Origin of the sequence: Seohaeicola saemankumensis, from assembly GCF_021021435.1 — a bacterium.
Taxonomy (GTDB): Bacteria; Pseudomonadota; Alphaproteobacteria; order Rhodobacterales; family Rhodobacteraceae; genus Seohaeicola.
In genome coordinates, this window is the sequence record NZ_JAINWI010000012.1 from 91,418 (window position 1) to 117,273 (window position 25,856).

Here is a 25,856-nt window from a genome sequence, read left to right on the forward strand (position 1 = left end):
CGGCGGCCCCAAGCGGGACCACGCGGGTCAGCGCAGGATAGTTGCGGCGCGCGTCACCGTACGATTGTTCCGGTGCGGCGGATCTTGCGCTGCAACTGCATCAAGCCATAAAGCAGCGCCTCGGCCGTGGGCGGGCAGCCCGGCACATAGACATCCACCGGCACGATGCGGTCACAACCGCGCACCACCGAATAGCTGTAGTGGTAATAACCGCCACCATTGGCACAGGACCCCATCGAGATCACGTAGCGCGGTTCCGGCATCTGGTCATAGACTTTACGCAGCGCAGGCGCCATCTTGTTGGTCAGCGTGCCGGCCACGATCATCAGATCCGACTGGCGCGGACTGGCGCGCGGGGCAATCCCGAAACGCTCGGCGTCATAGCGCGGCATCGAGGTATGCATCATCTCGACAGCACAGCAGGCCAAACCGAAGGTCATCCAGTGCAAGCTGCCAGTGCGCGCCCAGTTGATGATATCCTCGGTCGAGGTCAGCAGGAAACCCTTGTCGGCCAGTTCGGCATTCAGCGCCTGCGTCGCATGCTCGCGGTCGCCACCCGCGGTGTTCAGGCCTGTCATTACTGCCATTCCAGCGCTCCTTTCTTCCACTCATAGGCAAAGCCCACGGTCAGCACGCCCAGAAAGACCATCATCGACCAGAAGCCGACCATGCTGATATCCTTGAAGGCCACAGCCCAAGGGAACAGGAACGCGATCTCAAGATCGAAGATGATGAACAGGATCGACACCAGATAGAACCGGACATCGAATTTCATCCGCGCGTCGTCAAATGCGTTGAAACCGCATTCATAGGCGCTGACCTTTTCGGGGTCGGGGTTACGCACGGCAATGATCACGGCAGACAGGATCAGGACAAGGCCAAGTCCGATGGCGATGGCCAGAAACACGAGGATCGGCAGGTATTCCCTCAGCATCCCTTCCAAGAGTGGCTCCTTTCGCGCCCAGCGGCGCAATCTGCTGGCTACAGGTTTGCGCGCAGGTTTACTCCTGCCCCCGCGCAGGGTCAACCGAGGCTCTATCACATTCAGTCTTTGGAAAGTGTTACAAAAAATCAATGCATACAACAGGATACAGTCCAATACCCGATATGATGCGTCAAATGGTCAACCCGAGTGACCATAAGATAGGCAGGATTTTCAACAGTTTGACGCGGTCACGCCGCGTTGCGGCATCGCCTTGCACGATTCTGGCCCGCGGGGTGGGCTGCGCTACCCCTGCCACGCGGGTTTGCGCTTGGCAAAGAACGCGCCGATCCCCTCGACCGCTTCATCCCCTTCCCAGCAGGTGGTCAACTCGCGGATCGTATGGGCGATGGTCGCCTCGTCGATCACCGGCCCCAGATGGCGCAACAGCGCCTTGGCCTGCGCCACGGCTTGCGGCGCGCAATCCAGATAGGGCACAATCTCGGCCTCGACCGCTGCATCCAGATCGGCGGCAGGCACGGCGCGCGCCAGCAGGCCAAGATCGACCGCCTCGGCCGCACCAAAGCGTCGCCCCGACATGAAGACCCGCCGTGCCCGCGCTTCGCCCATGCGGGCACAGACACAGGGGCCGATTGTGGCCGGGATCAGCCCCAGCCGCGTTTCCGTCAGCCCCATCAGCGCGGAATCCGCGCCGCGTCTGTGAGGTCAGCCATCATCGCGGCATTCAGCGCGTTATGCTTGTCTGCCCGCGCCAGCCAGAGTGTGGCCACCCCGCGCGCATCCCGTTCGATCTCGATCGTCTGATAGCTCATTCCTGACCCCGCATGGCCCGCGCCATATCCGCCGCACGCGCCAGCACATCCGCGTCCAGTCCGGTGTCATAGCCCAGCGCCAGAAGACGCGCATGCACCGCTTCGGTCGCCACATTGCCCGCCGCCCCCGGCGCATAGGGGCAACCGCCCAAGCCGCCGACCGCAGCATCAAAGACTCGCAAACCCAAAGCCAGCGAGGTCTCGATATTCGCGAGGGCGCGGCCAGCCGTGTCGTGGTAATGGCCTGCCAACTGCGCTGCAGGCACTTCCTGCACCACCGCGCGCAGCATCGCGTCAATCGTTTCGGGTCGCCCCTGCCCGATCGTGTCGCCAAGGCTGATCTCGTAGCAGCCCATCTCGAACAGGGCCGCCGCCACCCGTGCGACCTGATGGGGCGCAACCACCCCGTCATAGGGGCAATCAGTGACGCAGGACACATACCCCCGCACCGGCAGACCCGCCGCGCGCGCGGCCGCGGCGACCGGCGCGAAACGCTCCAGACTTTCCGCAATCGTCGCATTGATATTGGCGCGGCTGAACCCCTCCGAGGCCGAACCGAAAATCGCCACCTCGTCGGCCTTGGCCGCCAGCGCGCCTTCCAGCCCCTTCATATTGGGTGTCAGCGCCGCATAGCGCACGCCGGATGCGCGGGTGATCCCAGCCAGCACAGCGCCGCTATCGGCCATTTGCGGCACCCATTTGGGACTGACGAAACTCGCCACCTCGATGCGCCGGAAACCTGCACCGCTCAGGCAGTCTACAAGAGCGATCTTGTCCGCCACGGGAATGGCGCGCTTTTCGTTCTGCAAGCCGTCGCGCGGCCCAACCTCGAAAATCTCGACCCGTTCTGCGCTCATGCCACCCCCCGTTTCATCTTGCCAGAAATACTCATGGTGCCGCCCCTGCATTTTGGTCCCACACAGGATAGAAGTCCTGCCGGTAGATCAGCGCCTCGCCATCCTTGGGCAACGAGGCCTGAAAAGCAGGGCGTTCGGCATTGCGGGCCATCCATTTTTCCAATTCGGGAAAACCCTCTGTGCGCACAAAATACCGCGCCAGATAGACCGCATGACCGACAGCCACGTCACAGGCCGAAAAACCGCTGGTCAGCAGATGGTCGCGGTTCTCGACCGGAGTGCTCAGCCTCGCCTCGATTGCGGCAAAGCATTTCTGCAGGCGCGCCGCCTCTAGCTTCATCACGACGGGGCTTCGCATCGTATCATTATAAAACAGGATATGCTGCTGCGTCAGGGCCGCGACATGCTGGCTGACGGTCTCGGCGAAATGCAGCCAGACCAGCCAGGCCATCCGGTCCATGTCGCCCGGCAAACGGCCCATTCCGGCATCGGGAAACCGCTCGCACAGATATTCCATGATTGCGGCGCTCTCGAACATCCGCTCGCCGTCGATTTCCAGTGCGGGCACACGGCCAGCGGGGGACAGGCTCAGAAATTCCGGATCGCGCAGGCTTTTGTCAAAGGCGTGAACCCGCGTGCGATAGGGCACGCCCAACTCTTCCAGCAGCCACAAAACTCGCATCGAGCGGCTTTGCGGGCAGTGATGCAGCGTGATCATCCTGCCGCCTCCTCTGTTGCCTCCAGGCGCACCAACGCTGCGCCCGCCTCGACCTGCGTCCCCGCGGTGACCAGCACTTCCGCCACCACACCATCGCGGGCCGCCAGCAGCGCATGTTCCATCTTCATGGCTTCAAGCACGGCCAAACGGTCGCCCGCCTGCACGGTCTGCCCCGCCACGGCAAAGACCGCCTTGACCATGCCGGGCATCGGCGCCTCGATCAGGTTGCCGTCGCCGGTCGCCCCCGCCGCGCGCGCCAACGGGTCGATCACGTGAAAGGCGAGACCCGCGCCGGCAAACACCGTCACCAGATCGCCTGTCACCCGCACCGCAGGTGCCACCTGCCCGTCCAGCAGCCAGCGCCCGCCCTGATAGAGCGCCTCTACGGAGCCATCCGCCACCAGCACACACCGCCGGTCGGGGCCATCGCAGATCACACGCACCACGCTCTCCTCGCCCGCATGCTCAAGCAGAACCGACCGCTCCAGCGGCGACCACAACGCAAAGCCTGTCGCCCAGTCGCGTCTGTCCAGCAGACCCAGCACCGCCAGAGCGGCCAGCGCCACATCGGCGGCCCCCGCAGCAAGTGTTGCCGTCAACTGTTCCAGATCGCGCCCGATCAGGCCGGTATCGACATCGCCCGCCGTGAACCCCTGATGCGCGCAAAGCGCCGACAGAAAGCCCAGGTTTGTGACCGTTCCCGCGACTTGCGTGCCTGCAAGCGCTGCCCGCATCCGTGTCAACGCCACATCGCGGGTGGGACCATGAGTGATGATCTTGGCGATCATCGGGTCGTAGAAGGGGCTGATCGCATCGCCCGTGCGCACACCGCTATCGGCGCGGCATTCAATTGGAAAGGCCAGATAGGCCAGCGTGCCTGTGGCAGGCAGAAAGCCCGCAGGAACATCCTCGGCATAAAGCCGCGACTCAAAGGCATGGCCTGTGATTGTCAGATCCTGCTGGCGCAGCGGAAGGGACTCGCCTGCCGCCACCCGCAACTGCCATTCCACCAGATCGACGCCGGTGATTGCCTCGGTCACAGGGTGTTCCACCTGAAGCCGCGTGTTCATCTCCATGAACCAGAAGCCGTCCGTGCGCAGGCCGCGACTACCATCGACGATGAACTCGATCGTCCCTGCCCCGCGATAGCCGATCGCCTCGGCGGCGCGCACGGCGGCGCGGCCCATGGCTTCGCGGACCTCGGCGGTCATGCCGGGCGCTGGCGCTTCCTCGATCACCTTCTGGTGGCGGCGCTGGAGCGAGCAGTCACGCTCGAACAGATGCACGGCGTGGGTGCCATCGCCGAAAACCTGCACCTCGATATGGCGGGGTTTCTCGATGTATTTCTCGACCAGCACATCGGCATTGCCAAAGGCGTTCTGCGCCTCGGAGCGCGCGCTTTCCAGTGCCTCGGCAAAGCGCGCAGGTGCCTCGACCAGACGCATCCCCTTGCCGCCGCCACCTGCCACAGCCTTGATCAGCACAGGGTATCCGATGGCATCGGCAGCGCCCGCCAGATGTTCGGCGTCCTGATTGGAGCCGTGATAGCCCGGCACCACCGGCACGCCTGCCTTTTCCATCAGCACCTTCGCCGCATCCTTGAGGCCCATGGCGCGGATGGCATCGGCGGACGGCCCAATAAAGACCAGACCCGCCGCCACAACCGCATCCACGAAACCGGGGTTCTCGGACAAAAAGCCGTAGCCCGGATGGATGGCTTGTGCGCCTGTGTCCAAAGCCGCCTGAATGATCCGCTCGCCGCGCAAATAGCTTTCGGCAGGGGCCGATCCGCCGATATGCACGGCCTCGTCACAGGCGGCGACATGGGCGGCCCCTGCATCGGCGTCGGAATAGACAGCAACCGTCCGCACCCCCATGGCGCGGGCTGTCTTGGCCACGCGAATGGCAATCTCGCCGCGATTGGCTATCAGGATCTTGTCAAACATGGAAACTCCTTTTCAGGCGGGATGCGGGTGGACGTGGCGCAAGCGAGGGGCCAGCCCCTCGCGCTCCCCGGAGTATTTGCGGCAAGATGAAAATGGGGGCCACGGTTACATCCGGAACACGCCGAAGCGTGTCTCCTCGATGGGCGCGCAGAGCGAGGCCGAGAGCGACAGCGCCAATACGTCGCGGGCGCGGCGCGGGTCGATGATCCCGTCATCCCAGAGTCGCGCCGAGGCATAGAGCGGGTGAGACTGACGCTCGAACATGTCAATCGTGGGGCGCTTGAATTCGGCCTCTTCCTCGGCGCTCCAGCTTCCGCCCGACCGCTCGATCCCGTCGCGGCGCACGGTGGCAAGAACGCCTGCCGCCTGCTCGCCACCCATGACCGAGATGCGGGAATTGGGCCAAGACCACATGAAGCGCGGCTGGTAGGCGCGCCCCGCCATGCCGTAATTGCCCGCCCCGAAAGAGCCACCCACAACCATCGTGATCTTGGGCACATTGGTGCTGGCTACAGCCGTCACCATCTTGGCCCCGTGGCGCGCGATGCCCTCGTTTTCATATTTGCGGCCCACCATGAAGCCGGTGATATTTTGCAAGAAGACCAGCGGGATCTTGCGCTGGCTGCACAGTTCCACGAAATGCGCGCCTTTCTGGGCTGCCTCGGAGAAAAGCACGCCATTATTGGCGACGATCCCCACAGGACAGCCCTGCACATGGGCGAAACCTGTCACCAAGGTCTCGCCGAAGCGCGGCTTGAACTCGTCGAAACGTGATCCGTCCACGATCCGCGCGATCACCTCGCGGATATCATAAGGTGTTCGCAAATCGGCGGGTACGACACCGAAGATTTCGTCGGGATCATAGGCGGGTTCTTCTGCCGACTGCCATTGCACGGTGGCGGGTTTGGCGCGGTTCAAATGGCTGACCGCACGCCGCGCCAGTGCCAGCGCATGGGCATCATCCTCGGCCAGATAATCGGCCACACCGGACAGGCGCGTATGCACATCGCCGCCGCCCAGATCCTCGGCGGTTACCACCTCGCCCGTCGCGGCCTTGACCAAGGGCGGACCGGCCAGAAAGATCGTGCCCTGATCGCGCACGATGATCGTCACATCCGACATGGCGGGCACATAGGCGCCGCCCGCCGTGCAGGAGCCCATGACGACCGCAATCTGAGGGATGCCTTTCGAACTCATCCGCGCCTGATTGTAGAAGATGCGCCCGAAATGGTCGCGGTCGGGGAACACTTCGTCCTGATTGGGCAGGTTCGCGCCGCCTGAATCCACGAGGTAAATGCAGGGCAGATGGTTTTCCTCGGCGATCTCCTGCGCGCGCAGGTGTTTTTTGACCGTCATTGGGTAATAGGTGCCGCCCTTCACGGTGGCGTCGTTGCACACGACCATCACTTCCAGCCCGTGCACGCGGCCCACACCCGCGATCACGCCTGCGCCGGGGGCCGCTCCGTCATAGAGACCATGCGCCGCGGTCGCCCCGATTTCCAGAAAGGGCGCACCGGGGTCAAGCAGGTTCGCCACACGGTCGCGCGGCAACATCTTGCCCCGTTCCAGATGCCGCGCGCGGGCCTTGTCGCCGCCGCCTGCGGCTGCGGCCTCGGCTGCGGCCTGCACGACCTCAAGTGCGGCCAGATGACCTGCACGGTTGGTCTGGAACGCCTCGGACGAGGGGATGGCTTGGGATGTCAGTTTCATGTAGTAATCTCCCTTTCCCGCGTGGCGCGGGCCTTCAATTCCTTGCGGATCACCTTGCCTGTCACCGTCATCGGCAAGGCGTCCAGAAATCCGATCTCGCGCGGATAGGCATGCTGCGCCACCCGCGCCTTGACGTGGCAGGCCAGTTCATCGGCCAGCGTTTCCGAAGGACCGAGCCCCGCTTTCAGCACAACATAGGCCTTGACGATCTCGGTCCTGAGAGGGTCGGGCTTGCCGACCACCCCCACCGTCGCCACAGCCGGATGAGTCAGCAGGCAATCCTCGATCTCGGCGGGTCCGATCCGGTAGCCGGATGAGGTGATCACGTCATCCTCGCGGCCCAAAAAGCGAATAAATCCATCCTCGATCACGCCTCGGTCGCCCGTCAACATCCAGTCACCGCGGAATTTTGCGGTCGTCGCATCTGGTTTGTTCCAGTAGCCCAGCATCATCGACGCCGCCCCCCGCCGGATGGCGATATCGCCCTCGCCTGTGGAAGGTTGACCTGCATCGTCGATCACGGCCACGTCGAAACCGGGCACGGCGCGCCCGATGAAGCCCGGTTCCGGGCTGAAAAGGGCACTACAGCTTGAGGCCACCATGTTGCATTCGGTCTGCCCGTAAAACTCGTTGATCGCCAGACCAAAGGCTCGCCGTCCCCAGTCCAGCATCTCGGCACCCAGAGGCTCGCCACCGCTGGCAACCGAGCGCAACCCTTGCACGCGCGCATCTCCGGCCTTCAGCATCCGCAGCGCGGTGGGCGGGAAGAACACATTACGCACCCCGCCCTGCGCGATCACGTCCAGACAATCGCGGACCGAGAATTTCGCCATCCGCGCCGCCACAACCGGCACGCCCAGCGCCAAACCCGGCATAGCCACATCGAACAACCCGCCGATCCACGCCCAATCCGCGGGCGTCCAGAGACAATCGCCCGCCTGCCCCAGCATATCATGGCTGATCACAACCCCGGGCAGATGGCCGGTCAGGATGCGGTGCCCGTGCAGCGCGCCCTTGGCCGCCCCTGTTGTGCCCGACGTATAGATCAGCACCGCCGGATCTTCGGGCCCTGTCAGCGCGGCATCAAAGGGCGCATCCGGCAGGTCGGTTTCCTCGGGCACCAGAACATCAGGTCCGAACCCGTCCAGCAATCCGACGCCTTCGGCATCGCTGATCACCAGCCTTGCGCCCGCATCGTCCAACCGCGCACGCAGGGCATCCGGTCCGAACAGCTTGAATAGCGGGATCGACACCGCGCCAAGCTTCCACACCGCGATATGCGCTGCCGCCGTCCATGCCGATTGCGAGCGCAACACGCCCACACGGTCGCCCCGCTGCACACCGCGCGCGGCCAGACCATGCGCGAGAGCATCGGCCATGCACCGCAAATCGCCATAGCTGACGCGCGTTGCATCACCGCCCGACAGGTCCAGAATGGCCAGCCGCGCCGGTTCCCGCGCAGCCCAGGCATCGCAAACCTGCTGCGCCATGTTCAACTGCGCCGGCAAGTTCCACCGGAATCCCGCGACCAGTTCACCATAGCTGCGCCCCAGTTCCAGCATCACGCCTCCGGTGCGGGAGGGCTGAAGAACGGCCAGTCCTCCGCCCGCCCCTCATGCAGCAAAGCACCGTTTCGCCCCACGAAATACGCGCGTTCCGCCAGACTGCCCTCGGCGCAGACGACAACCAGCCAGACCGGATCAGCCCGTCCCGGCACGGCATGGCAGCGCCGGATCGCTTCGGTCTCCAGCCCCTGCGCCGCAACATAGCGGTTGGCATAGGCCATGATCACATCGGTTTCGGTCAACGCCACCTGTCGCGATCCCGCAAGATAGCCCAGCGTGCCCGCAGTTGCTGTCAGCACGACAATCACCAGCAGGACGGCAGGTGGTATCCTCATCCCATCCGCCTCATGCCATGGCCGCCATCATCTCGCGGCCCACCAGCATGCGACGGATTTCCGAGGTGCCCGCGCCGATCTCCATCAGCTTGGCATCGCGGAAGATGCGCGCGACCGGCGCATCCGACAGAAAGCCCGCCCCGCCCATGGCCTGCACCGCCTGATGCGAAACCTTCATTGCCTCCTCGCTGGCATAGAGCACGCAGGCGGCAGCATCGGCGCGCGTCACTTCGCCCCGATCACAGGATTTCGCAACCTCATAGACATAGGCGCGGGCCGAATTCATCGCCGTATACATATCGGCGATTTTGCCCTGCATCAGCTGGAAATTCCCGATCGACTGGCCGAACTGTTTGCGCTCGGCCATATAAGGCATGATCTCGTCCAGACAGGCGGCCATGATGCCGGTACCGATGCCCGACAGCACCACGCGCTCGTAATCCAGACCGGACATGAGAACGCGCACGCCGCGCCCTTCCTCGCCCAGCACATTTTCGAAGGGCACCTCAACATCATCGAAGATCAACTCTGCCGTGTTCGACCCGCGCATCCCCAGCTTGTCGAAATGCTTGCTGGTGGAAAAACCCTTCATGCTCTTCTCGATCAGAAAGGCTGTGATACCCTTCGATCCCGCATCGGGATCGGTCTTGGCATAGACCACCAATGTATCGGCGTCAGGACCATTGGTAATCCAGTATTTATTCCCGCTCAGGCGGTAATGGTCATTGCGCCTTTCCGCGCGCAGCTTCATCGACACCACGTCGCTGCCCGCGCCGGGTTCGGACATGGCCAGTGCGCCCACATGTTCGCCGCTGACCAGACCGGGCAGGTATTTGCGCTTTTGCTCCACAGTTCCGTTCAGGCTGATCTGGTTGACGCAAAGGTTTGAATGCGCGCCATAGGACAACGAGACCGAGGCACTGGCGCGCGCAATCTCCTCGACCGCGATCACATGCGCCAGATAGCCCATGCCCGCGCCGCCGAATTCTTCGTCCACCGTGATGCCCAAAAGACCCAGCTCGCCCATCTCGCGCCACAGATCGGCGGGAAATTCATTGCTGCTGTCGATCGTGCCCGCCATCGGGCGGACCCGTTCCTGCGCCCAGCGATGCACCATCTCGCGCAGGGCGTTCACATCCTCGCCGAGATCGAATTTCATCGTTGCTGTGAACATTTTGGCTCCTCCCAAAGATCGCTTACACCGGCATTTATTGAACACTTGTTCATTAATAGACATGACATCCGAGTCGCGTCAACTGCCAAGCCGTCGCATCCCCCGCGTTATCATGGACAAGGCTGGCCGCCTGCCCTGCCCCTGTCAACATTCATGGACATCACAAGGACAAGCAGATAGCACCAAGACCTGTGCAAAAAGGAATGTTCCATGCCGCTGACGCAACTGATCTATTCCTCGAAACCCTTTGGTTTCGACGACACGATCCTCAGCCAGATCCTGTTGACCGCGCGGCGCAACAACGCCAATGCCCATGTCACCGGATGCCTGATCTGTCGCGCGGACCTTTACCTGCAATTGCTGGAAGGCCCTGCCGAGGCGATCAACCGGCTATATGCGTCGATCGAGGAGGATGACCGCCACCTTGAAGTGACCCACCGCATGGAACGTGAAACAGACAGCCGCTTGTTCGGGCAATGGGCAATGCGCGACGATCCGGCGCAAAGCTGGCTCTGGACCAAGGCCGAGGTCGATGCAGGCGCATTGGAAAATGCGGATCAAGCCGCATTTCTGGCGGTGTTCGAACGCGTCGCACAGCGCATAGGCTGACACAGCACTTTATCTTGGCCTAAATACTTGAAGAAACTGCCCGCGCCGCGTCACGCCGCCTGATAGACGGCACTCACCTCGGCGCGGATGATACGGGCCAGCAGCGCGCAATCCTCAAGACTGAAGGTCAGCGGCAGGCGCATATCCAGAATGCCGGCAAGGATACGGTCGCTGGAGGGCATCGGCTGGCTTGGTGCATAGCGCCAGCTGTCATAGCGGCTGGTAAATCCCTGCGGCTCTGCGGCCCCGAACCATTTCAACTCGACCCCCCGCGCGGCACAGCGGCCCAGCACGTCCCGAACCTTGGGCGCGGCCCAATCCAGCAGCAGGAACTGGAAAGACGAGCCGACAAATTCCTCCTCGGGCGGGCGCGGGATCACGTGCAGGCCAGGGCAGCCCTGCAATCCGTCCTCGACCACGCGATACCGCGCGGTCCATGCCGCGCATTGGGCATCCAGCCTGCGCAGTTGCGGGCGCAGGATCGCAGCGCGCAGATGGTCCATCCGGCCCGATATATTGGGCGTGTCATATTTGACCGCCTCGAACACATCCGGCGCGGGTGCAGCCAGATGGCGCGGATAAAGCATGTACGAGCCCGACAGCATCACCGCGCGGGCCATCACCTCGTCATCATCGGTGACCAGAAAACCGCCCTCGCCCGAATTCATGTGTTTATAGGTCTGCGTCGAATAGCAGCCGATGATCCCGTCCGTCCCTGACAAGCGCCCCTTCCAGCGGGCCCCCATCGTATGGGCGCAATCCTCGACCACCCGCAGATCATGCCGCGCACAGATCGCCAGCAGGCGGTTCATATCGCAGATATGCCCCCTCATGTGGCTCAGCAACAGAACCGACGCCTGATCGGCCTTGGCCTCCAGATCATCCAGATCAATGGTCAGCGCCTCGGTCACGCCCACGAAAACCGGCACTGCCCCCACAGCCGCAATAGCCCCCGGCACAGGGGCCAGCGTGAACGCATTGCTCAGGACACGGTCGCCCGGCCTGACACCCAGCGCGCGCAGGGCCGTTGTCATGGCATAGCCGCCCGAGGCCACGGCAAGGCAGTATTTCACGCCCATGGCAGCCGCGAATTCTTGCTCCAGCAAGGCGACCTCACCCACCTCACCATCCTTGACGTTGTAGCGGTGCAAGCGCCCGCTTTGCATGACGGCGACGGCGGCGGCGATCCCTTCTTCGGGGATCGGCTCCTGCTGGGTGAAGCTGCCGGTGAATATCTCGGGTGTCTGAGTGCTCATGGGATTGTTGTGGGGCGATGAGGGACCTTCGTCAATGCGACAGTGGCACAAGTTTACATGATCAGCCGATCAACCGCTGCACCACGGCGGGCAATTCGTCGAAATGTCCGATCAGGGCTTCGGGCGCGAGCGCCGCCACATCCTCGCCCCCCGGACCGAAGGTGACCAGCACCGAAGGCACGGCGGCAGCGCGGGCGGTTTCACGGTCTGTCAGCGTATCCCCCACCAGCAAGGCACGGCGCGGATCACCGCCCGCGCGTCGCACCGCTTCGATCAGCGGCGCGGCATCGGGCTTGCGAACAGCCAGCGTGTCAGCGCCCACTAGCGAGGCGAAGGCGTCCCGCACCCCCAACCGTGTCATCAGCGTTTCAGCAAGCCCTGCAGGCTTGTTGGTGCAGATCCCCACCGCATAGCCATCGCGCGACAGTTGCGCCACCGCCTCCATCGCGCCGGGATAAATCACCGTATGCACGTCGATGGCGGCACCATAGGCCTCCAACAGCACCGGATAGAACTTTTCGATCTGCGCCTCGGTATCCTGATCCCCGATCCGTCCCAACCCCAACCGTAGCATGGCCTTGCCGCCGCGCAACGCCGTGCCTGCATCGCGCGCAGGGTCCAGCACCATACCTGCGCCCATCAGCGCGAAACAGGCATTGGCCGCCGCGATCAGATCACCGCTTGTATCGGCCAATGTGCCGTCCAGATCGAAAATAACGGTTCTCATCACGCTGCCCTTTCCGGCGGTCTGCCGCCGATGCCTGTCATATCCCGCAATCAGACGTGATCCGATGCGGCCTTGCGCCCTTGGGACAACCGGATAAAACGGGCGCAACAAAAGGGCAAAGAGAAACAGCATGAATACAGCACTTGTCATTCTGGCGGCCGGTATGGGCACACGGATGAATTCCGAATTGCCCAAGGTGCTGCATCCGCTGGCAGGCGCGCCTCTGCTGATCCATGCGATGAAGGCAGGCTTCGCACTGGATGCGCGGGCCTGCGTGATCGTCACGGGCCACGGGGCAGAGGCAGTCGCCGCCGCCGCGCGCGACTGGAACGAGGATGCGACCTGTGTCGTGCAGGAGCCGCAGCTTGGCACGGCGCATGCCGTGGCGCAGGCCGCACCAGCACTGGCGGGGTTCGACGGTGACGTAATCGTGCTCTACGGCGACACGCCCCTGATCCGCGCCGAGACTCTGGAAGCGATGCAAGAGGCGCGCAAGGCCGATGACATCGTGGTTCTGGGCTTTCATGCCGCCGACCCAGGCCGCTACGGACGGCTCGTGATGGCCGGCGACACGCTGGAACGGATCGTGGAATTCAAAGATGCAACAGATCAGGAACGCACTATAACCCTCTGCAACAGCGGCGTTATTGCAGCCGATGCCAAAACCCTGTTCGATCTGGTCGCCGCTGTCGGCAATGACAATGCGGCCAGCGAATATTACCTGACCGACATCATCGCGATTGCCCGCGCACGCGGCTTGTCCGCCACCGCTGTCACCTGCGACGAGGCCGAAACGCTGGGCATCAACACCCGCACTGAACTGGCGCAGGCCGAGGCTGCCTTTCAAACCCGCGCCCGCGCGCAAGCGCTGGAGGACGGTGTCACGCTGCTGGCCCCTGACACTGTCTATTTCGCCCATGACACGGTGATCGGGCGTGACGCGGTGATCGAACAGAACGTGGTTTTCGGCCCCGGCGTGACGGTTGAATCCGGTGCGCGCATCCGGGCTTTCTCGCATCTCGAAGGCTGCCATGTCAGCCAGCGCGCCACCGTGGGCCCCTATGCCCGCCTGCGCCCCGGCGCCGAATTGTCCGAGGATGTGCATGTCGGCAATTTCGTCGAGATCAAGAATGCCTTGCTGCATGAAGGCGCAAAAGCGAACCACCTGAGCTATATCGGAGATGCGACGATCGGTGCAGGCAGCAATATCGGCGCTGGCACGATCACCTGCAATTATGACGGGGTGATGAAACATCACACCGAAATCGGGCGCGGTGCTTTCATCGGGTCGAATACAATGTTGGTCGCACCCGTCCGCGTGGGCAATGATGCGATGACAGGCAGCGGTTCTGTCATCACCACAGATGTGCCCGATGGTGCGCTGGCACTGGGCCGCGCGCCACAAGTGGTCAAACCGGGCATGGCGGTGAAACTGATGGACCTGTTGCGCGCCCGCAAAGCCAAAAAGAACAAGGAAAACAACTGATGTGCGGCATTGTCGGTGTCTTGGGCAATCACGAGGCGGCCCCACTTCTGGTCGAGGCGCTCAAGCGTCTTGAGTATCGCGGCTATGACAGCGCGGGCATTGCCACTGTCCAGAACGGCAGGCTGGATCGCCGCCGTGCCGTGGGCAAGCTGGTCAACCTGTCCGACCTGCTGGTCCATGACCCGCTGGCGGGCAAGGCTGGCATCGGGCACACCCGATGGGCGACACATGGCGCGCCTTCGGTCACCAATGCCCATCCACATCAGGCCGGCCCGGTGGCCGTCGTGCATAACGGGATTATCGAAAATTTCCGCGAATTGCGCGCTGAATTGCGCGGCTATGGTCTGGAATTCGTGACGCAAACCGATACCGAAACTGTGGCCCTGTTGACGCAGCATCACATGGCGCAGGGAGCCAGTCCGGTCGAGGCGGCGCGCCAGACCATCGCGAAACTGCACGGCGCCTTCGCACTGGTCTTCCTGTTCGAGGGTGAGGAGGATCTGCTGATCGCCGCCCGCAAGGGTAGCCCCTTGGCTATCGGCCATGGCGATGGCGAGATGTTCGTGGGTTCCGACGCGATTGCGCTGGCCCCCATGACCGACAGGATCACCTATCTGGAGGAAGGCGACATCGCCGTGCTGACCCGCACCTCTTTGGAAATCCGCGACGCCCACGGCGAATTGGCCAACCGCGCGGTCAAGACGATCCAGATCGAGGCCGCTCAGGTCGACAAGGCCGGACACAAGCATTTCATGGCCAAGGAAATCGCCGAACAGCCCCGCGTGATCGGCGAGGCGCTGCGTTTTTACCTCTCGGGCGAGGGCAATACGATCAATCTGCCGGAGAACGGTTTGGATTTCACGCAGGTGGACCGCTTGTCGATGGTCGCCTGCGGCACCGCATTCTACGCCTGTCTGACTGCGAAATACTGGTTCGAGCAGATCGCCGGCCTGCCTGTCGATGTCGATATCGCCTCGGAATTCCGCTACCGCGAACCGCCGATTCCCGCGCGCACTGTCGCGCTGTTCGTCAGCCAGTCGGGCGAGACTGCCGATACGCTGGCCGCCCTGCGCTATTGCGAGGGCAAGGCCGCGCGGATCGTGTCGGTGGTCAATGTCGCCGAAAGCTCGATCGCGCGCGAAAGCGATCTGGCGCTGCCGATCATGGCCGGGGCCGAAATCGGTGTCGCCTCGACCAAGGCTTTCACCTGCCAGTTGACCGTCTTGCTTCTGCTGGCGCTACAGGCCGCCCATCAGCGGGGCCGGATCACCGACGAAGACCTGTCCGATCACCTGAGCGCGCTACGCGCGCTGCCGGTCGCGCTGAACGCGGCGCTGGATCTGAGCGGCAGCATCCGCAAAGCCGCACGCAAACTGGCGGAAGCGTCTGACGTGCTGTTCCTCGGGCGCGGGCTGATGTATCCGATGGCACTTGAAGGCGCACTTAAACTGAAAGAAATCAGCTATATACATGCCGAAGCTTATGCTTCAGGAGAGCTGAAGCACGGGCCCATCGCCTTGATCGACAAAACGATGCCGGTGGTCGTCATGGCCCCGCGTGACGCGCTGTTCGACAAGACAGTATCCAATATGCAGGAAGTCATGGCGCGCGGCGGTAAAGTCATGCTGATCACCGATGCCGAAGGGGCGGCTGAAGCCTCGGACCAGACATGGGAGGTGATCGTCATGCCGCGCATTGATGCGGTTCTGACGCCGATCCTCTATGCTATCCCCGCGCAATTGTTGGCCTATCATACCGCCGTCGCCAAGGGCACCGATGTGGACCAACCCCGCAACCTTGCCAAATCGGTGACCGTGGAATGACCCCTGATGATGCACTGGCGCAACTGCGCGCCCTCTCTGATCCGGACCGCGCGGCAGGCATGGCCGATTATCACAAAGCGCCCCGCGAATATCTGGGCCTGACCACACCGCAGATCACCGATCTGGCGCAAAGCTGGCGCGAGGGGATGGATGTGCCTGCCCGCGTCGCATTGGCCGATGCGCTGTGGCAGTCCGATATCTTCGAGGCCAAGATCGCGGCGGCCAAGCTGCTGACACAGGCGCGGATCAAACAGGATGCCGCGGTCTGGGCGCTGATTGCGTCCTGGGTGCCCACATTCGACAGTTGGGCGATTGCCGATGCCGCCGCCATTGCGGGGCAAAAGCGGCTAGTGGCCGATCCGTCGCGGATCGACACGGTAGCGGAATGGACCAAGTCCCCCCATCACTGGACGCGCCGCGCGGCGATGGTCTTTACCCTGCCATGGACCAAGCAGAACCACCCCAAGCCCGAAGACTTGGCCGTGCGCCAGCGCGTGCTGGAATGGGCCGCAGCCTACGTGCATGATCCCGAATGGTTTATCCAGAAATCCGTGGCATGGTGGCTGCGCGAGCTGTCCAAGCATGACCCCGACCGCGTCAGCTATTTCCTGACCAACCATGCCCGGCATATGAAGCCCTTTGCGCGCCGCGAAGCATCCAAGCTGCTACCCAAAGACGCAACAGCCGTGCCCGTCAAACGGACAGAGCCTGACAGCGGCGCGGAGCAGGCGTAACCGCCCTAGTTTGTGAACACGTCCACCGATGGCAGACCAGTCAGCGGCGCATCCAGCATCCGCATCGCCGAAAGCGACAGCCTGCTGCCGCCGGAGGGCGGGCCGTCTATCGGGATCAGGTCAAGGTTCAGCCGCCGCCCCGTGGCGCGGTAGAGCACGGAGCCGCGTGTGGGCGTACTGACCAGAGGTGTCTCCATCCAGAAGCCGGGGCGCGCCGGATCACCCAGCGAGGCGACAGTGGTGCCGATCGACCCTGCCGCCGCGACAGGTGGTGCCACCGCAGCCTGCCGTTCTTCTTCGGTAACCCTGTCGAAATCGGTCGCCGTGCGTGGCACGCCGGTCAAAGGCGGGCGCGTGCTGGTTTGCGGCCCAGCCGCCTGGGATGCGCTTTGCGGGGTCTGCGACAATTCGGCGCAGCCTGCCAGAAACAGGGCGCTTGCAGACAGGGTCAGGACAATCTTTTTCATCCTGCCAATCTATGCCGCCAAGGCGGGGCGTGCAATCACACAATCCCTCTTGCTCAGACTTCCGCCGATCCCTACCTTTAGATCATGGATCAAAAAGTTTCAGCCCCGCGCGCGGGTTCAGCCCCGCTCATCGACCCGTTCCAGCGGGCGATTTCCTATCTGCGTGTCTCGGTCACGGACCGATGCGATTTCCGCTGTGTCTATTGCATGTCGGAAAATATGACCTTCCTGCCTAAGGCGCAGCTTCTGACGCTGGAAGAGCTGGATACGATGTGTTCGACCTTTATCGGCATGGGTGTCGAAAAACTGCGGATCACGGGGGGCGAGCCTTTGGTCCGCAAGGGGATCATGACCTTTTTCGATGCGATGACCCGTCACTTGGACAGCGGGGCGCTGCGCGAATTGACGCTGACCACCAATGGCAGCCAGCTTGAGAAATTCGCCCCCGATCTGGCCGCAGCGGGCGTGCGGCGGATCAATGTCTCGCTGGATACGCTGGATGATACGAAATTCGCGCAGATCACGCGCTGGGGGCGTCTGCCCCAAGTCATACGCGGGATAGACGCCGCGCAGAAGGCGGGGCTGCGGGTCAAGATCAACGTTGTCGCCCTCAAGGGTTTCAACGAGGACGAGTTGTTTTCTTTGACCCAATGGTGCGCCACCCGCGACATGGACCTGACCTTTATCGAGGTCATGCCGATGGGCGATATCGGTAACGAAGACCGGCTGGACCAGTATTGGCCCCTGCGCGATCTGCGCGCGCGGCTGGCCGAGCGGTTCACCCTGACCGATCTGGCCGAACGGAGCGGCGGGCCTGCACGCTATGTCCGCCTTGAGGAGACAGGTCAGAAAATCGGCTTCATCACGCCGCTGACACATAATTTCTGCGAAAGCTGTAACCGCGTGCGCCTGACCTGCACCGGAGAGCTGTATATGTGCCTTGGGCAAGAGGATATGGCGGATCTGCGCGCCCCACTGCGCGCCAACCCCGGTGATACGGCGGCGCTGGAAGAGGCGATCCGCGCTGCGATCCGGCTCAAACCCAAGGGGCATGATTTCGACTATTCGCGGCAGGTGGTGGATGGCAAGATGTCCCGCCACATGAGCCATACCGGCGGCTGATCCGGTATGACGGGCGGTACGACCCCTGCCCCACCACAGGGGCTGACAGCGGTGTTGCGCCTGTATATGTGGGCAACCGCTTTGGCCCCGTCGCTTTTGGGAAACATGGCCCGCAAGGGACATTTGGCACAGGGAGCCGATGCGACGCGGCTGGCCGAGCGCTTTGGCCATGCCACAGTGCCGCGCCCTGCAGGGCGGCTGATCTGGATCAACGCCGCCTCGGTCGGCGAGGTGGCATCCTCGCTCGATCTGGCGCGCGATCTCGAGGCGGCTACAGGCGCGCGGCTGCTGTTTACCACCACAACCGCCACGGGGGCCGAGACTCTGGCCCGCCGTCTGCGCCAAGCGATCCACCAGTTCCAGCCGGTCGATACGCCCACAGCGGTGCGCGCCTTTCTGGATCACTGGAAACCCGATCTCGCTTGTTTCATGGAAAACGATCTCTGGCCGCGCCTGATGGTGGAAACCGGCAAGCGCCAGATCCCCATGGCAGTGATCAATGCCCGCGCGTCCAAGACCCGCACCCGCGCGCCCCGCGCAATGCGGGCGCTGTTGTCGCGTGCTGCGCTGATCAGCACACAGGATGCGGTGACCGCGCGCCAGATCCTGAATCTTGGCCTTGATCCAGCCCGCATCATCGACACCGGTGATCTGAAAGCCGCCGCCAGCCCCCTGCCTGTTGATCAGGATGCGCTGCACGCCATGCAGAATGCCACACGCAAACGGCCTGTCTGGGTGGCCGCATCGACCCATCCTGGCGACGAAACCGCGGTTCTGGCAGCGCATCAGGCCACCTTGCGGGCCCATCCCGATCTGCTGCTGATCCTGATCCCCCGCCATCCGGCGCGAGGAGCTGAAATCGCGGATATGATCCACAGTGCCGGCCTGCAAAGCGCCCGCCGCAGCCAGGGCGGGCTACCTGCCACGCAGGATCAGGTCTATCTCGCCGACACCTTGGGCGAGACAGGCCTCTTCTACAGCCTTGGTCCGCTGGTTTTTCTGGCGGGTTCTTTCGGGGATGAGGGCGGGCATAACCCTTACGAGCCTGCAACGCTGGGGGCGGCTGTCCTGCACGGACCGCGGATTGCAAACTTCAAGCTGGCCTATGCCAAGCTGACGCAAGCGGGTGCCGCGCAACAAGTGCGGGATGCTGATGATCTCGGAGCGCGCGTGGCATCGCTGATCGGCAGCGCGCAACTGGAAGAGATGGGCAAGGCCGCATGCAACCTGTCAAACGCGACAGATGAGGCGCGCCACACCTTGCTCGCGCGCCTTGTGCCTATGCTGCGTTAGCGGTTCTCAGGCAGCGGGCATGCGCTGTTCGACAATCCCCGCCCACCAGCTGCAACCGACGGGAATTGCTTCGTCGTTGAAGTTGTATTCGGGGTGATGCACCTGCGCGCTGGGGCCATTGCCTACAAGGATATAGGCACCGGGTCGTTCCTCCAGCATGAAGGCAAAATCCTCGCCGCCCATCACCAGCGGGGCCTCGCTTACATGGCCGCCGACGCCATGCGCCACGGCGCGGGCAAATTCGGTCTGTTCTTCCGAGTTCACCATCACTGGATAGCCGCGATGGTAATCCACCTCGATCGCGCCGCCGAACATGGCCGCGGTCGCGGCCCCAATCTCCTTGATCCGGCGCTCGGCCATATCGCGGTTCTCAGCGCTTTGGGTCCGCACCGTTCCTTTGATATGCACCTTCTGCGGGATCACGTTGAACGCGGTCGATGACGTCTGGAAAGATGTCACTGATACTACAATCTGGCTGACCGGATCGGCATTGCGGCTGGCGATGGTCTGCATGGACAGCACCAGTTGCGCCGCCATCACGGTCGTGTCCACGGTTTCATGCGGGCGCGCAGCATGGCCGCCCTTGCCTTCCAGATAGATGTCGAACTGGTCGGTCGCCGCAAAGAACGGGCCGGAACGGATGGCGAAATGGCCGATCGGCAGGTTGGGCATATTGTGCATGCCGTAGACTTCCTGAATGTTCCAGCGGTCCATCATGCCGTCCTCGCACATCTCGCGGCCACCGCCGCCGCCTTCTTCGGCGGGCTGGAAAATCACCACCACAGTGCCGTCGAAATTGCGGGTTTCGGCCAGATATTTGGCAGCCCCCAACAGCATCGCAGTATGCCCGTCATGCCCACAGGCATGCATCGCGCCGGGGGTTTTCGAGGCATAGGACAGCCCTGTCGCCTCAAGGATCGGCAGCGCGTCCATGTCGGCGCGCAACCCGATGACCTTGCCGGATGTATCTGTCTTGCCCTTGATCACAGCCACAACGCCGGTGCGTCCGATGCCGGTCACGATCTCGTCGCAGCCAAAGACCTTGAGCTTGTCGGCCACCAGAGCCGAGGTGCGATGCGTGTCGAACAGGATCTCGGGGTTTTCGTGCAAGTCACGCCGCCACGCGGTGACTTCATCCTGCATTTCTGCAAAGCGATTCTTGATTGGCATCGGGCTTCCTTTTCATTTCTGCATGTCAGCCCGCCAAAAGCGGGGGCATTGTCAAAGCCGTTCAAGCAACCGGCGCATGAAATCATGGCCCGCCTCGAATTGTGCCTTGGTAATATATTCATCCGGCTGGTGCGCCTGCGCAATATCGCCGGGGCCGCAGACCACAGCCGAATAGCCGCGCTCCTGAAACTGTCCGGCCTCGGTGGCATAGCTGACGACATGGCCGCCATTGTCGCCCGTGATAGCACGCACCAGAGTCTCGGCCTCGCCTTCTGCTTCGGGTTTGAGGGCAGGCACCTCGAACTTTTCGGTAATTTCGATACGGGCCGAGGGGTGAACTGCCTGCATCTCGGCCTCGACCGCGCGGACACGTTCCAGATACCGGTCGCGCCAATCCGTCAGAGTTTCGCCGGGAACAGCGCGGAAATCCATCCCGAAGCGGCAATCCTTGGCGGTGATGTTATGCGCCGTGCCGCCCTGAATGGTGCCGACATGCGCCGTTGTCCAGGGCGGGTCGAACATGGCGGCCAGCGGTCCGGGCGTGCGGGCCTTGTTTTCGGCATTCACTGCATTGGCCCATTCGATCAGCTTGGCGCCATACATGATCGCGTTGACGCCCGTATGCATGATCGAACTATGCACCTCGAAGCCGATCACATGGGTCCAGAACCCCTGCCCGCCTTTGTGCCCCGTGACGGCCTTCATCATCGACGGCTCGCCCACGATCACGGCTGATGCTTTCGGCAGCACGTCAAGCATCCGCTCAATCATCGGTGGCGCACCGACGCAGCCCACTTCCTCGTCATAACTGAGGGCAAGTTGCAGCGGGCGTTTGACGCCGCGATGATGTGCCTCGACCAAGGCCCAGATCGCCAGCGCATCAAAGCCCTTCATGTCACAGGTGCCGCGCCCGAAATATTTGCCGTCCCGTTCGACCACGGTGTAGGGGTCGGCGGCCCAGGGCTGCCCATCGACGGGCACCACATCGGTATGGCCCGACAGAACCAGCCCGCCCGCAACCTCTGGCCCGACATGGGCAAACAGAGATGCCTTGTCGTTGTCATCGTTGTAATGGCGATGCGCGGCGATGCCGTGGCCGTTCAAGTAATCCTCGACCCAATCCACCAAGGGCAGGTTGCTGTCACGGCTGACCGTGGGAAAGCTGACCAGCTTTTCCATCAACTGGAGAGGAGAAAGTCTGATTGTCATGTTCGTCCTTCGGTCTTGTGTCAGTAACCGCTATCCGTGATCAGCACGAAATGGCCCTTGGACACTTCTTTATACAAAGACGGGGCGGCTTCATAGCTCACCGGATGGATCGGTGAGGGGATCGGCTTGAATTTCAGGTCCTTTTCCGATTTGCGCTGACGCGGATCGGCCACTGGAACGGCTTTCATCAGGGCACGGGTATAGGCGTGCTGCGGGTCCTCAAACACCGCCTGACGCGGGCCCATTTCCACGATCCGGCCCAGATACATCACGCCGACATCGTGGCTGACGCGTTCGACCACGGCCATATCATGGCTGATGAACAGGAACGACAGGCCCAGATCGGCCTGCAATTCCATCATCAGGTTCAGAACCTGCGCCTGTACCGATACATCCAGTGCGCTGACCGCCTCATCGGCGATGATCAGCTTGGGGTTCAACGCCAAAGCCCGCGCGATGGCGACGCGCTGACGCTGACCGCCGGAAAGCTCGTGCGGGAAACGGCGCATGAAATTGCGCGGCAGATGCACGCGGTCGAACAGATCGGCCACCTTGTCGGTTAGCGCACTGCCTGAATGGGTGCCGAAATTCCGCAGGGGTTCGGCCACCTGATCCGAAAGCTGCATCTGCGGGTTGAGGCTGGCAAACGGGTCCTGAAACACCATCTGCATATCCTGCCGTGCGCGGCGCAGCGCGCGCTGGTCCAGCGCCATGATATCGGTGCCATCCAGCATCACGGACCCCGACATGGGTTCCACCAGACGCAGGATCGAGCGCCCGCAGGTGGATTTGCCACATCCGCTTTCCCCCACTAGCGACAGGGTGCGCCCCTTGTTCAGGGTGAAGGACACGTCCTCGACCGCGTGGACATTGGCAACGGTGCGCCGGAACAGGCCGCCCAGCACGGCAAAGCGGGTGGTCAGGTTCTTCACAGTCAGCAGCGGTGTTTCCGTGCCCGCAATCGGCAGGGCCGCAGGGCCAGTCGATCCCAGCAGGCGCATCGGTTCCGGCAGGGCCTTGCCCGTCATCTCGCCCAGACGCGGCACGGCGGATAGCAGCGCCTTGGTATAGTCATGCTGCGGGTTCTCGAAAATCTCCTGAACCGTACCCTCTTCGACCTTGTTGCCACGGAACATCACAACCACGCGGTCGGCCATCTGTGCCACCACAGCCATGTCATGGGTGATGAACATGACCGCTGTACCGGTTTCGCGTTTCAGCCGGTCGATCAGGGCCAGAATCTCGGCCTGAATAGTCACATCCAGCGCCGTTGTCGGCTCGTCCGCGATCAGCAGGCGCGGCTCGCAGGCCAGCGCCATCGCGATCACGACCCGCTGGCGCATGCCGCCGCTCAACTCATGGGGATACTGACGCAGCCGCCGCTCAGGTTCGGGGATGCGCACCTGCTTCAGCAGGTCCAGCGCGCGGGTTTCCGCCTCTTTTTTGGTCATTGCCTTGTGCAGGCGCAGCCCTTCGGTCAGTTGGCGCCCCACGGTAAAGACCGGATTCAGTGCGGTCATCGGCTCTTGAAAGATCATCCCGATCTCGTTGCCGCGAATCGTCCGCATCAGATCCTGATCGGTTTTCGCAAGGTCCACCTGACCGCCGGTTTTTCGGTCGAACAGCAATCTGCCCCCCGCAATAGCCCCGCCACCGAACTCGACCAGACGCATCAGCGACAGGCTGGACACCGACTTGCCAGAGCCTGATTCACCAACAACGCATACGGTTTCACCGGGATTGATCGAAAAGGAAACATCCTCGACACCCACTACCGGACCATCCTTGGTCTGGAATTCCACACGCAGGTTTTCGATCCTCGCAATCGGCTGGTCGAGCATGGTGGCAATCCTGTCTGTGGGGTCCTGATCATCGAGGCTACAGACAGCGCTTCCGGACTGTCAAATCCCTTTGCGTGACACGACGGACAACCCCAAGGCCGGAGTCGGCATCACAAACCCGTGCTTGATTTTTGATCGGGGAAGGTCTGTGATGAAGGAACATTGGCGGGTGCAGCAGCGGCGAGATGCGCGTTGACGGCCTCAAGGTGCAATCCGGCGGGATAAAGGCGCGATCCCAAGCCCCGCATCCGGAAATAAGAGAGACACCACGTGTCCAACATGGAGAGACAAATGACCCTGAAATCAACCCTGCTAGGTGCTGCCGCCCTTGTGGCACTGGCCCCCGCAGCCTTTGCCGAGCGCGGCGCGGACGGCCATGTGAATATCATCTACTGGCAAGCCCCCTCGATCCTGAACCCCTATCTGTCGGGCGGCACCAAGGACCTCGAATCGGCGTCGATGATCATCGAACCGCTGGGCCGCTACGACCAGACCGGCGCGCTTGTGCCATTTCTGGCCGCGGAAATCCCGACTTTGGAAAACGGCGGCGTCAGCGAGGATCTGACCTCGATCACATGGAAACTGAAGCCCGATCTGCTGTGGTCCGACGGCACGCCTGTCACCGCCGCCGACGTGAAATTCACCGCTGAATATTGTATGCATCCCGAAGGCGGTTGCGCGCAGGCGGCCAAGTTCGACGGCGTCAGCGCGGTCGAGGCGATTGACGATCTGACCGTCAAGGTCACTTTCTCGGAAGCCAAACCCAATCCTTACGGCCCCTTCATGGGCGCGCAGGCCCCGATCATACAGGCCGCGCAATTCGCGGATTGTCTGGGCGCCAAAGCCCCCGAATGCACCGAGGCGAACTTCAACCCGATCGGCACCGGCCCTTTCCGCGTGACCGAATTCCGGCCCAATGACGTGATCTCGCTGGAAGCCAACCCCAATTACCGCGATCCCGCCAAGCCAGCTTTCGCCACGATGACCTTCAAAGGCGGCGGCGATGCCACAGCAGCAGGGCGCGCCGTGCTGGAAACCGGCGAATTCGATTATGCATGGAACCTGCAGCTTGCCCCCGAGGTGATCGAGCAGATGCAGGCCGGCGGCAAGGGCCAGACCATCGCCGCATTCGGCTCTCTGGTCGAGCGGATCATGGTCAATATGACCGATCCTTCCCCGTCGCTGCCCGAGGGCGAGCGTGCCACTGCGAAGCATCCGCATCCGTTCCTGACCGATCCGGCCGTGCGTCAGGCCCTGTCGATGGCGATTGACCGCAACCTGTTGGTCGAAATCGGCTATGGTCAGGCGGGTCGTCCGACCTGCAACCTTGTCCCCGCGCCCGAGCTTTATGCCTCGGACAATACCGACTGTCTGACACATGACATCGCCGGCGCAAACGCACTGCTGGACGAGGCCGGCTGGACCCGTGGTGCCGGTGGCATCCGCGAAAAAGACGGTGTGCGCCTGTCGGTGCTGTTCCAGACTTCGACCAACGCCGTGCGTCAGGACTTTCAGGCCCTGATCAAACAGTGGTGGGATGAAATCGGCGTGGAAACCGAACTGCGCAACGTCAGCGCCTCGGTCTTCTTCGGTGGTGATCCGGGCAGCCCCGACACGTTCCAGAAATTCTATGCCGATCTGGAAATGTATGCCAACAACTTCGACGGCACCGATCCCGAAGCCTATCTGGCGGCGCAGACCTGTGACAAGGCTCCGCGTCCGGAAACCCAGTGGCAGGGTGAAAACATCACCCGTTTCTGTGATCCCGCCTATGACGCCATGGTCGCCGAACTGGGCCGCACCGGCGAGTTGGAGAAGCGCGGCGAGATCGCGCGCAAGCTGAACGACATGGTCACCAAGGAAAGCAATGTCATCATCCCGCTGGTGGACCGCGGTCGCGTCTCGGCCCATTCCAACAGCCTTGGCGGTGTGGTCCTGAACACATGGGACAGCGAGCTTTGGAACGTGGCTGACTGGCATCGTATCAAGTAAGCAACTGATATCGCGGCCCTGTCTCTTGCGGGACGGGGCCGTTGATTTTGGTCTATTTCACAGCGAC

At 62.7% G+C, this 25,856-nt stretch carries 22 protein-coding genes and 1 pseudogene; 7 read left to right on the forward strand and 16 right to left on the reverse strand.

Annotation, left to right across the window (positions count from 1 at the left end; genetic code table 11):
• Nucleotides 1–53: 53 nt before the first annotated feature.
• The 10 genes and pseudogenes from K7H22_RS10345 to K7H22_RS10390 form a co-directional block, all read right to left on the reverse strand.
• Nucleotides 54–578 carry a NuoB/complex I 20 kDa subunit family protein gene (locus K7H22_RS10345; RefSeq protein WP_230800905.1) on the reverse strand — a complete coding sequence of 175 codons (525 nt, stop codon included), beginning with the start codon at nt 576–578 and terminating at the stop codon, nt 54–56.
• Nucleotides 578–943, reverse strand: coding sequence for an NADH-quinone oxidoreductase subunit A (locus K7H22_RS10350; protein ID WP_230800740.1), 366 nt, complete (start codon nt 941–943; stop codon nt 578–580). Before K7H22_RS10350 ends, K7H22_RS10345 begins: the two co-directional genes overlap by 1 nt.
• A gap of 285 nt (nt 944–1,228) precedes the next feature.
• Nucleotides 1,229–1,755 (reverse strand): annotated as a pseudogene (locus K7H22_RS10355) (enoyl-CoA hydratase-related protein).
• Complete coding sequence (locus K7H22_RS10360; RefSeq protein WP_230800741.1) at nt 1,752–2,612, reverse strand: hydroxymethylglutaryl-CoA lyase; 861 nt, start codon at nt 2,610–2,612, stop codon at nt 1,752–1,754. Before K7H22_RS10360 ends, K7H22_RS10355 begins: the two are co-directional and overlap by 4 nt.
• A 31-nt stretch (nt 2,613–2,643) precedes the next feature.
• Nucleotides 2,644–3,330 (reverse strand): glutathione S-transferase family protein, encoded by a 687-nt coding sequence (locus tag K7H22_RS10365; RefSeq protein ID WP_230800742.1) that lies wholly within the window; start codon nt 3,328–3,330, stop codon nt 2,644–2,646.
• Nucleotides 3,327–5,276, reverse strand: coding sequence for an acetyl/propionyl/methylcrotonyl-CoA carboxylase subunit alpha (locus K7H22_RS10370; RefSeq protein ID WP_230800743.1), 1,950 nt, complete (start codon nt 5,274–5,276; stop codon nt 3,327–3,329). Before K7H22_RS10370 ends, K7H22_RS10365 begins: the two co-directional genes overlap by 4 nt.
• Nucleotides 5,277–5,381: 105 nt before the next feature.
• Nucleotides 5,382–6,986: a carboxyl transferase domain-containing protein gene (locus K7H22_RS10375; protein ID WP_230800744.1), complete on the reverse strand. Its 1,605-nt coding sequence runs from the start codon at nt 6,984–6,986 to the stop codon at nt 5,382–5,384.
• Nucleotides 6,983–8,548 carry an AMP-binding protein gene (locus K7H22_RS10380; RefSeq protein ID WP_230800745.1) on the reverse strand — a complete coding sequence of 522 codons (1,566 nt, stop codon included), beginning with the start codon at nt 8,546–8,548 and terminating at the stop codon, nt 6,983–6,985. The genes K7H22_RS10375 and K7H22_RS10380 overlap by 4 nt, the downstream gene beginning before the upstream one ends.
• On the reverse strand, nt 8,548–8,886 hold the full coding sequence (locus K7H22_RS10385; RefSeq protein WP_230800746.1) for a hypothetical protein: 339 nt from the start codon (nt 8,884–8,886) through the stop codon (nt 8,548–8,550). Before K7H22_RS10385 ends, K7H22_RS10380 begins: the two co-directional genes overlap by 1 nt.
• A 10-nt stretch (nt 8,887–8,896) precedes the next feature.
• Nucleotides 8,897–10,060, reverse strand: a complete 1,164-nt coding sequence (locus tag K7H22_RS10390) for an isovaleryl-CoA dehydrogenase (protein WP_230800747.1) — start codon at nt 10,058–10,060, stop codon at nt 8,897–8,899.
• Nucleotides 10,061–10,270: 210 nt separating this feature from the next.
• Here K7H22_RS10390 and K7H22_RS10395 point away from each other — a divergent pair, with 210 nt between their 5' ends.
• A complete protein-coding gene (locus tag K7H22_RS10395) occupies nt 10,271–10,669 on the forward strand; it encodes a BLUF domain-containing protein (protein WP_230800748.1) in 399 nt (132 codons plus the stop codon).
• 50 nt (nt 10,670–10,719) lie between these two features.
• On the opposite strand, the gene K7H22_RS10400 is transcribed toward K7H22_RS10395, so the two are convergent.
• Nucleotides 10,720–11,925 carry a DegT/DnrJ/EryC1/StrS family aminotransferase gene (locus tag K7H22_RS10400; RefSeq protein WP_230800749.1) on the reverse strand — a complete coding sequence of 402 codons (1,206 nt, stop codon included), beginning with the start codon at nt 11,923–11,925 and terminating at the stop codon, nt 10,720–10,722.
• Nucleotides 11,926–11,986: 61 nt separating this feature from the next.
• Nucleotides 11,987–12,652, reverse strand: coding sequence for an HAD-IA family hydrolase (locus K7H22_RS10405; protein ID WP_230800750.1), 666 nt, complete (start codon nt 12,650–12,652; stop codon nt 11,987–11,989).
• Between the two features lie 130 nt (nt 12,653–12,782).
• On the opposite strand from K7H22_RS10405, the gene glmU reads away from it, so the two are divergent.
• The 3 genes from glmU to K7H22_RS10420 are packed head-to-tail and all read left to right on the forward strand — an operon-like array spanning nt 12,783 to nt 16,695.
• Nucleotides 12,783–14,138: a bifunctional UDP-N-acetylglucosamine diphosphorylase/glucosamine-1-phosphate N-acetyltransferase GlmU gene (gene glmU / locus K7H22_RS10410; protein WP_230800751.1), complete on the forward strand. Its 1,356-nt coding sequence runs from the start codon at nt 12,783–12,785 to the stop codon at nt 14,136–14,138.
• Nucleotides 14,138–15,961: a glutamine--fructose-6-phosphate transaminase (isomerizing) gene (gene glmS / locus K7H22_RS10415; RefSeq protein ID WP_230800752.1), complete on the forward strand. Its 1,824-nt coding sequence runs from the start codon at nt 14,138–14,140 to the stop codon at nt 15,959–15,961. Before glmU ends, glmS begins: the two co-directional genes overlap by 1 nt.
• On the forward strand, nt 15,958–16,695 hold the full coding sequence (locus tag K7H22_RS10420) for a DNA alkylation repair protein (RefSeq protein WP_230800753.1): 738 nt from the start codon (nt 15,958–15,960) through the stop codon (nt 16,693–16,695). The genes glmS and K7H22_RS10420 overlap by 4 nt, the downstream gene beginning before the upstream one ends.
• 5 nt (nt 16,696–16,700) lie before the next feature.
• Here the strand turns inward: K7H22_RS10420 and K7H22_RS10425 are convergent, their stop codons facing one another.
• Nucleotides 16,701–17,162 (reverse strand): hypothetical protein, encoded by a 462-nt coding sequence (locus K7H22_RS10425; RefSeq protein WP_230800754.1) that lies wholly within the window; start codon nt 17,160–17,162, stop codon nt 16,701–16,703.
• Nucleotides 17,163–17,246: 84 nt separating this feature from the next.
• Between K7H22_RS10425 and moaA the strand changes: the two genes are divergently transcribed.
• Complete coding sequence (gene moaA, locus K7H22_RS10430; RefSeq protein WP_230800755.1) at nt 17,247–18,284, forward strand: GTP 3',8-cyclase MoaA; 1,038 nt, start codon at nt 17,247–17,249, stop codon at nt 18,282–18,284.
• A gap of 6 nt (nt 18,285–18,290) precedes the next feature.
• Nucleotides 18,291–19,577, forward strand: a complete 1,287-nt coding sequence (locus tag K7H22_RS10435; protein ID WP_230800756.1) for a 3-deoxy-D-manno-octulosonic acid transferase — start codon at nt 18,291–18,293, stop codon at nt 19,575–19,577.
• A gap of 6 nt (nt 19,578–19,583) precedes the next feature.
• Here K7H22_RS10435 and K7H22_RS10440 read toward each other — a convergent pair whose 3' ends face one another.
• From K7H22_RS10440 to K7H22_RS10450, 3 genes are read right to left on the reverse strand one after another with little or no spacing between them, the layout of a single operon-like run.
• Complete coding sequence (locus tag K7H22_RS10440; protein ID WP_230800757.1) at nt 19,584–20,747, reverse strand: M20 aminoacylase family protein; 1,164 nt, start codon at nt 20,745–20,747, stop codon at nt 19,584–19,586.
• Nucleotides 20,748–20,798: 51 nt separating this feature from the next.
• Nucleotides 20,799–21,956: an acetylornithine deacetylase gene (gene argE, locus K7H22_RS10445; RefSeq protein WP_230800758.1), complete on the reverse strand. Its 1,158-nt coding sequence runs from the start codon at nt 21,954–21,956 to the stop codon at nt 20,799–20,801.
• Between the two features lie 20 nt (nt 21,957–21,976).
• Complete coding sequence (locus K7H22_RS10450; protein WP_230800759.1) at nt 21,977–23,797, reverse strand: ABC transporter ATP-binding protein; 1,821 nt, start codon at nt 23,795–23,797, stop codon at nt 21,977–21,979.
• A gap of 291 nt (nt 23,798–24,088) precedes the next feature.
• Between K7H22_RS10450 and K7H22_RS10455 the strand changes: the two genes are divergently transcribed.
• Complete coding sequence (locus K7H22_RS10455; RefSeq protein ID WP_230800760.1) at nt 24,089–25,789, forward strand: peptide ABC transporter substrate-binding protein; 1,701 nt, start codon at nt 24,089–24,091, stop codon at nt 25,787–25,789.
• Nucleotides 25,790–25,856: the final 67 nt, after the last annotated feature.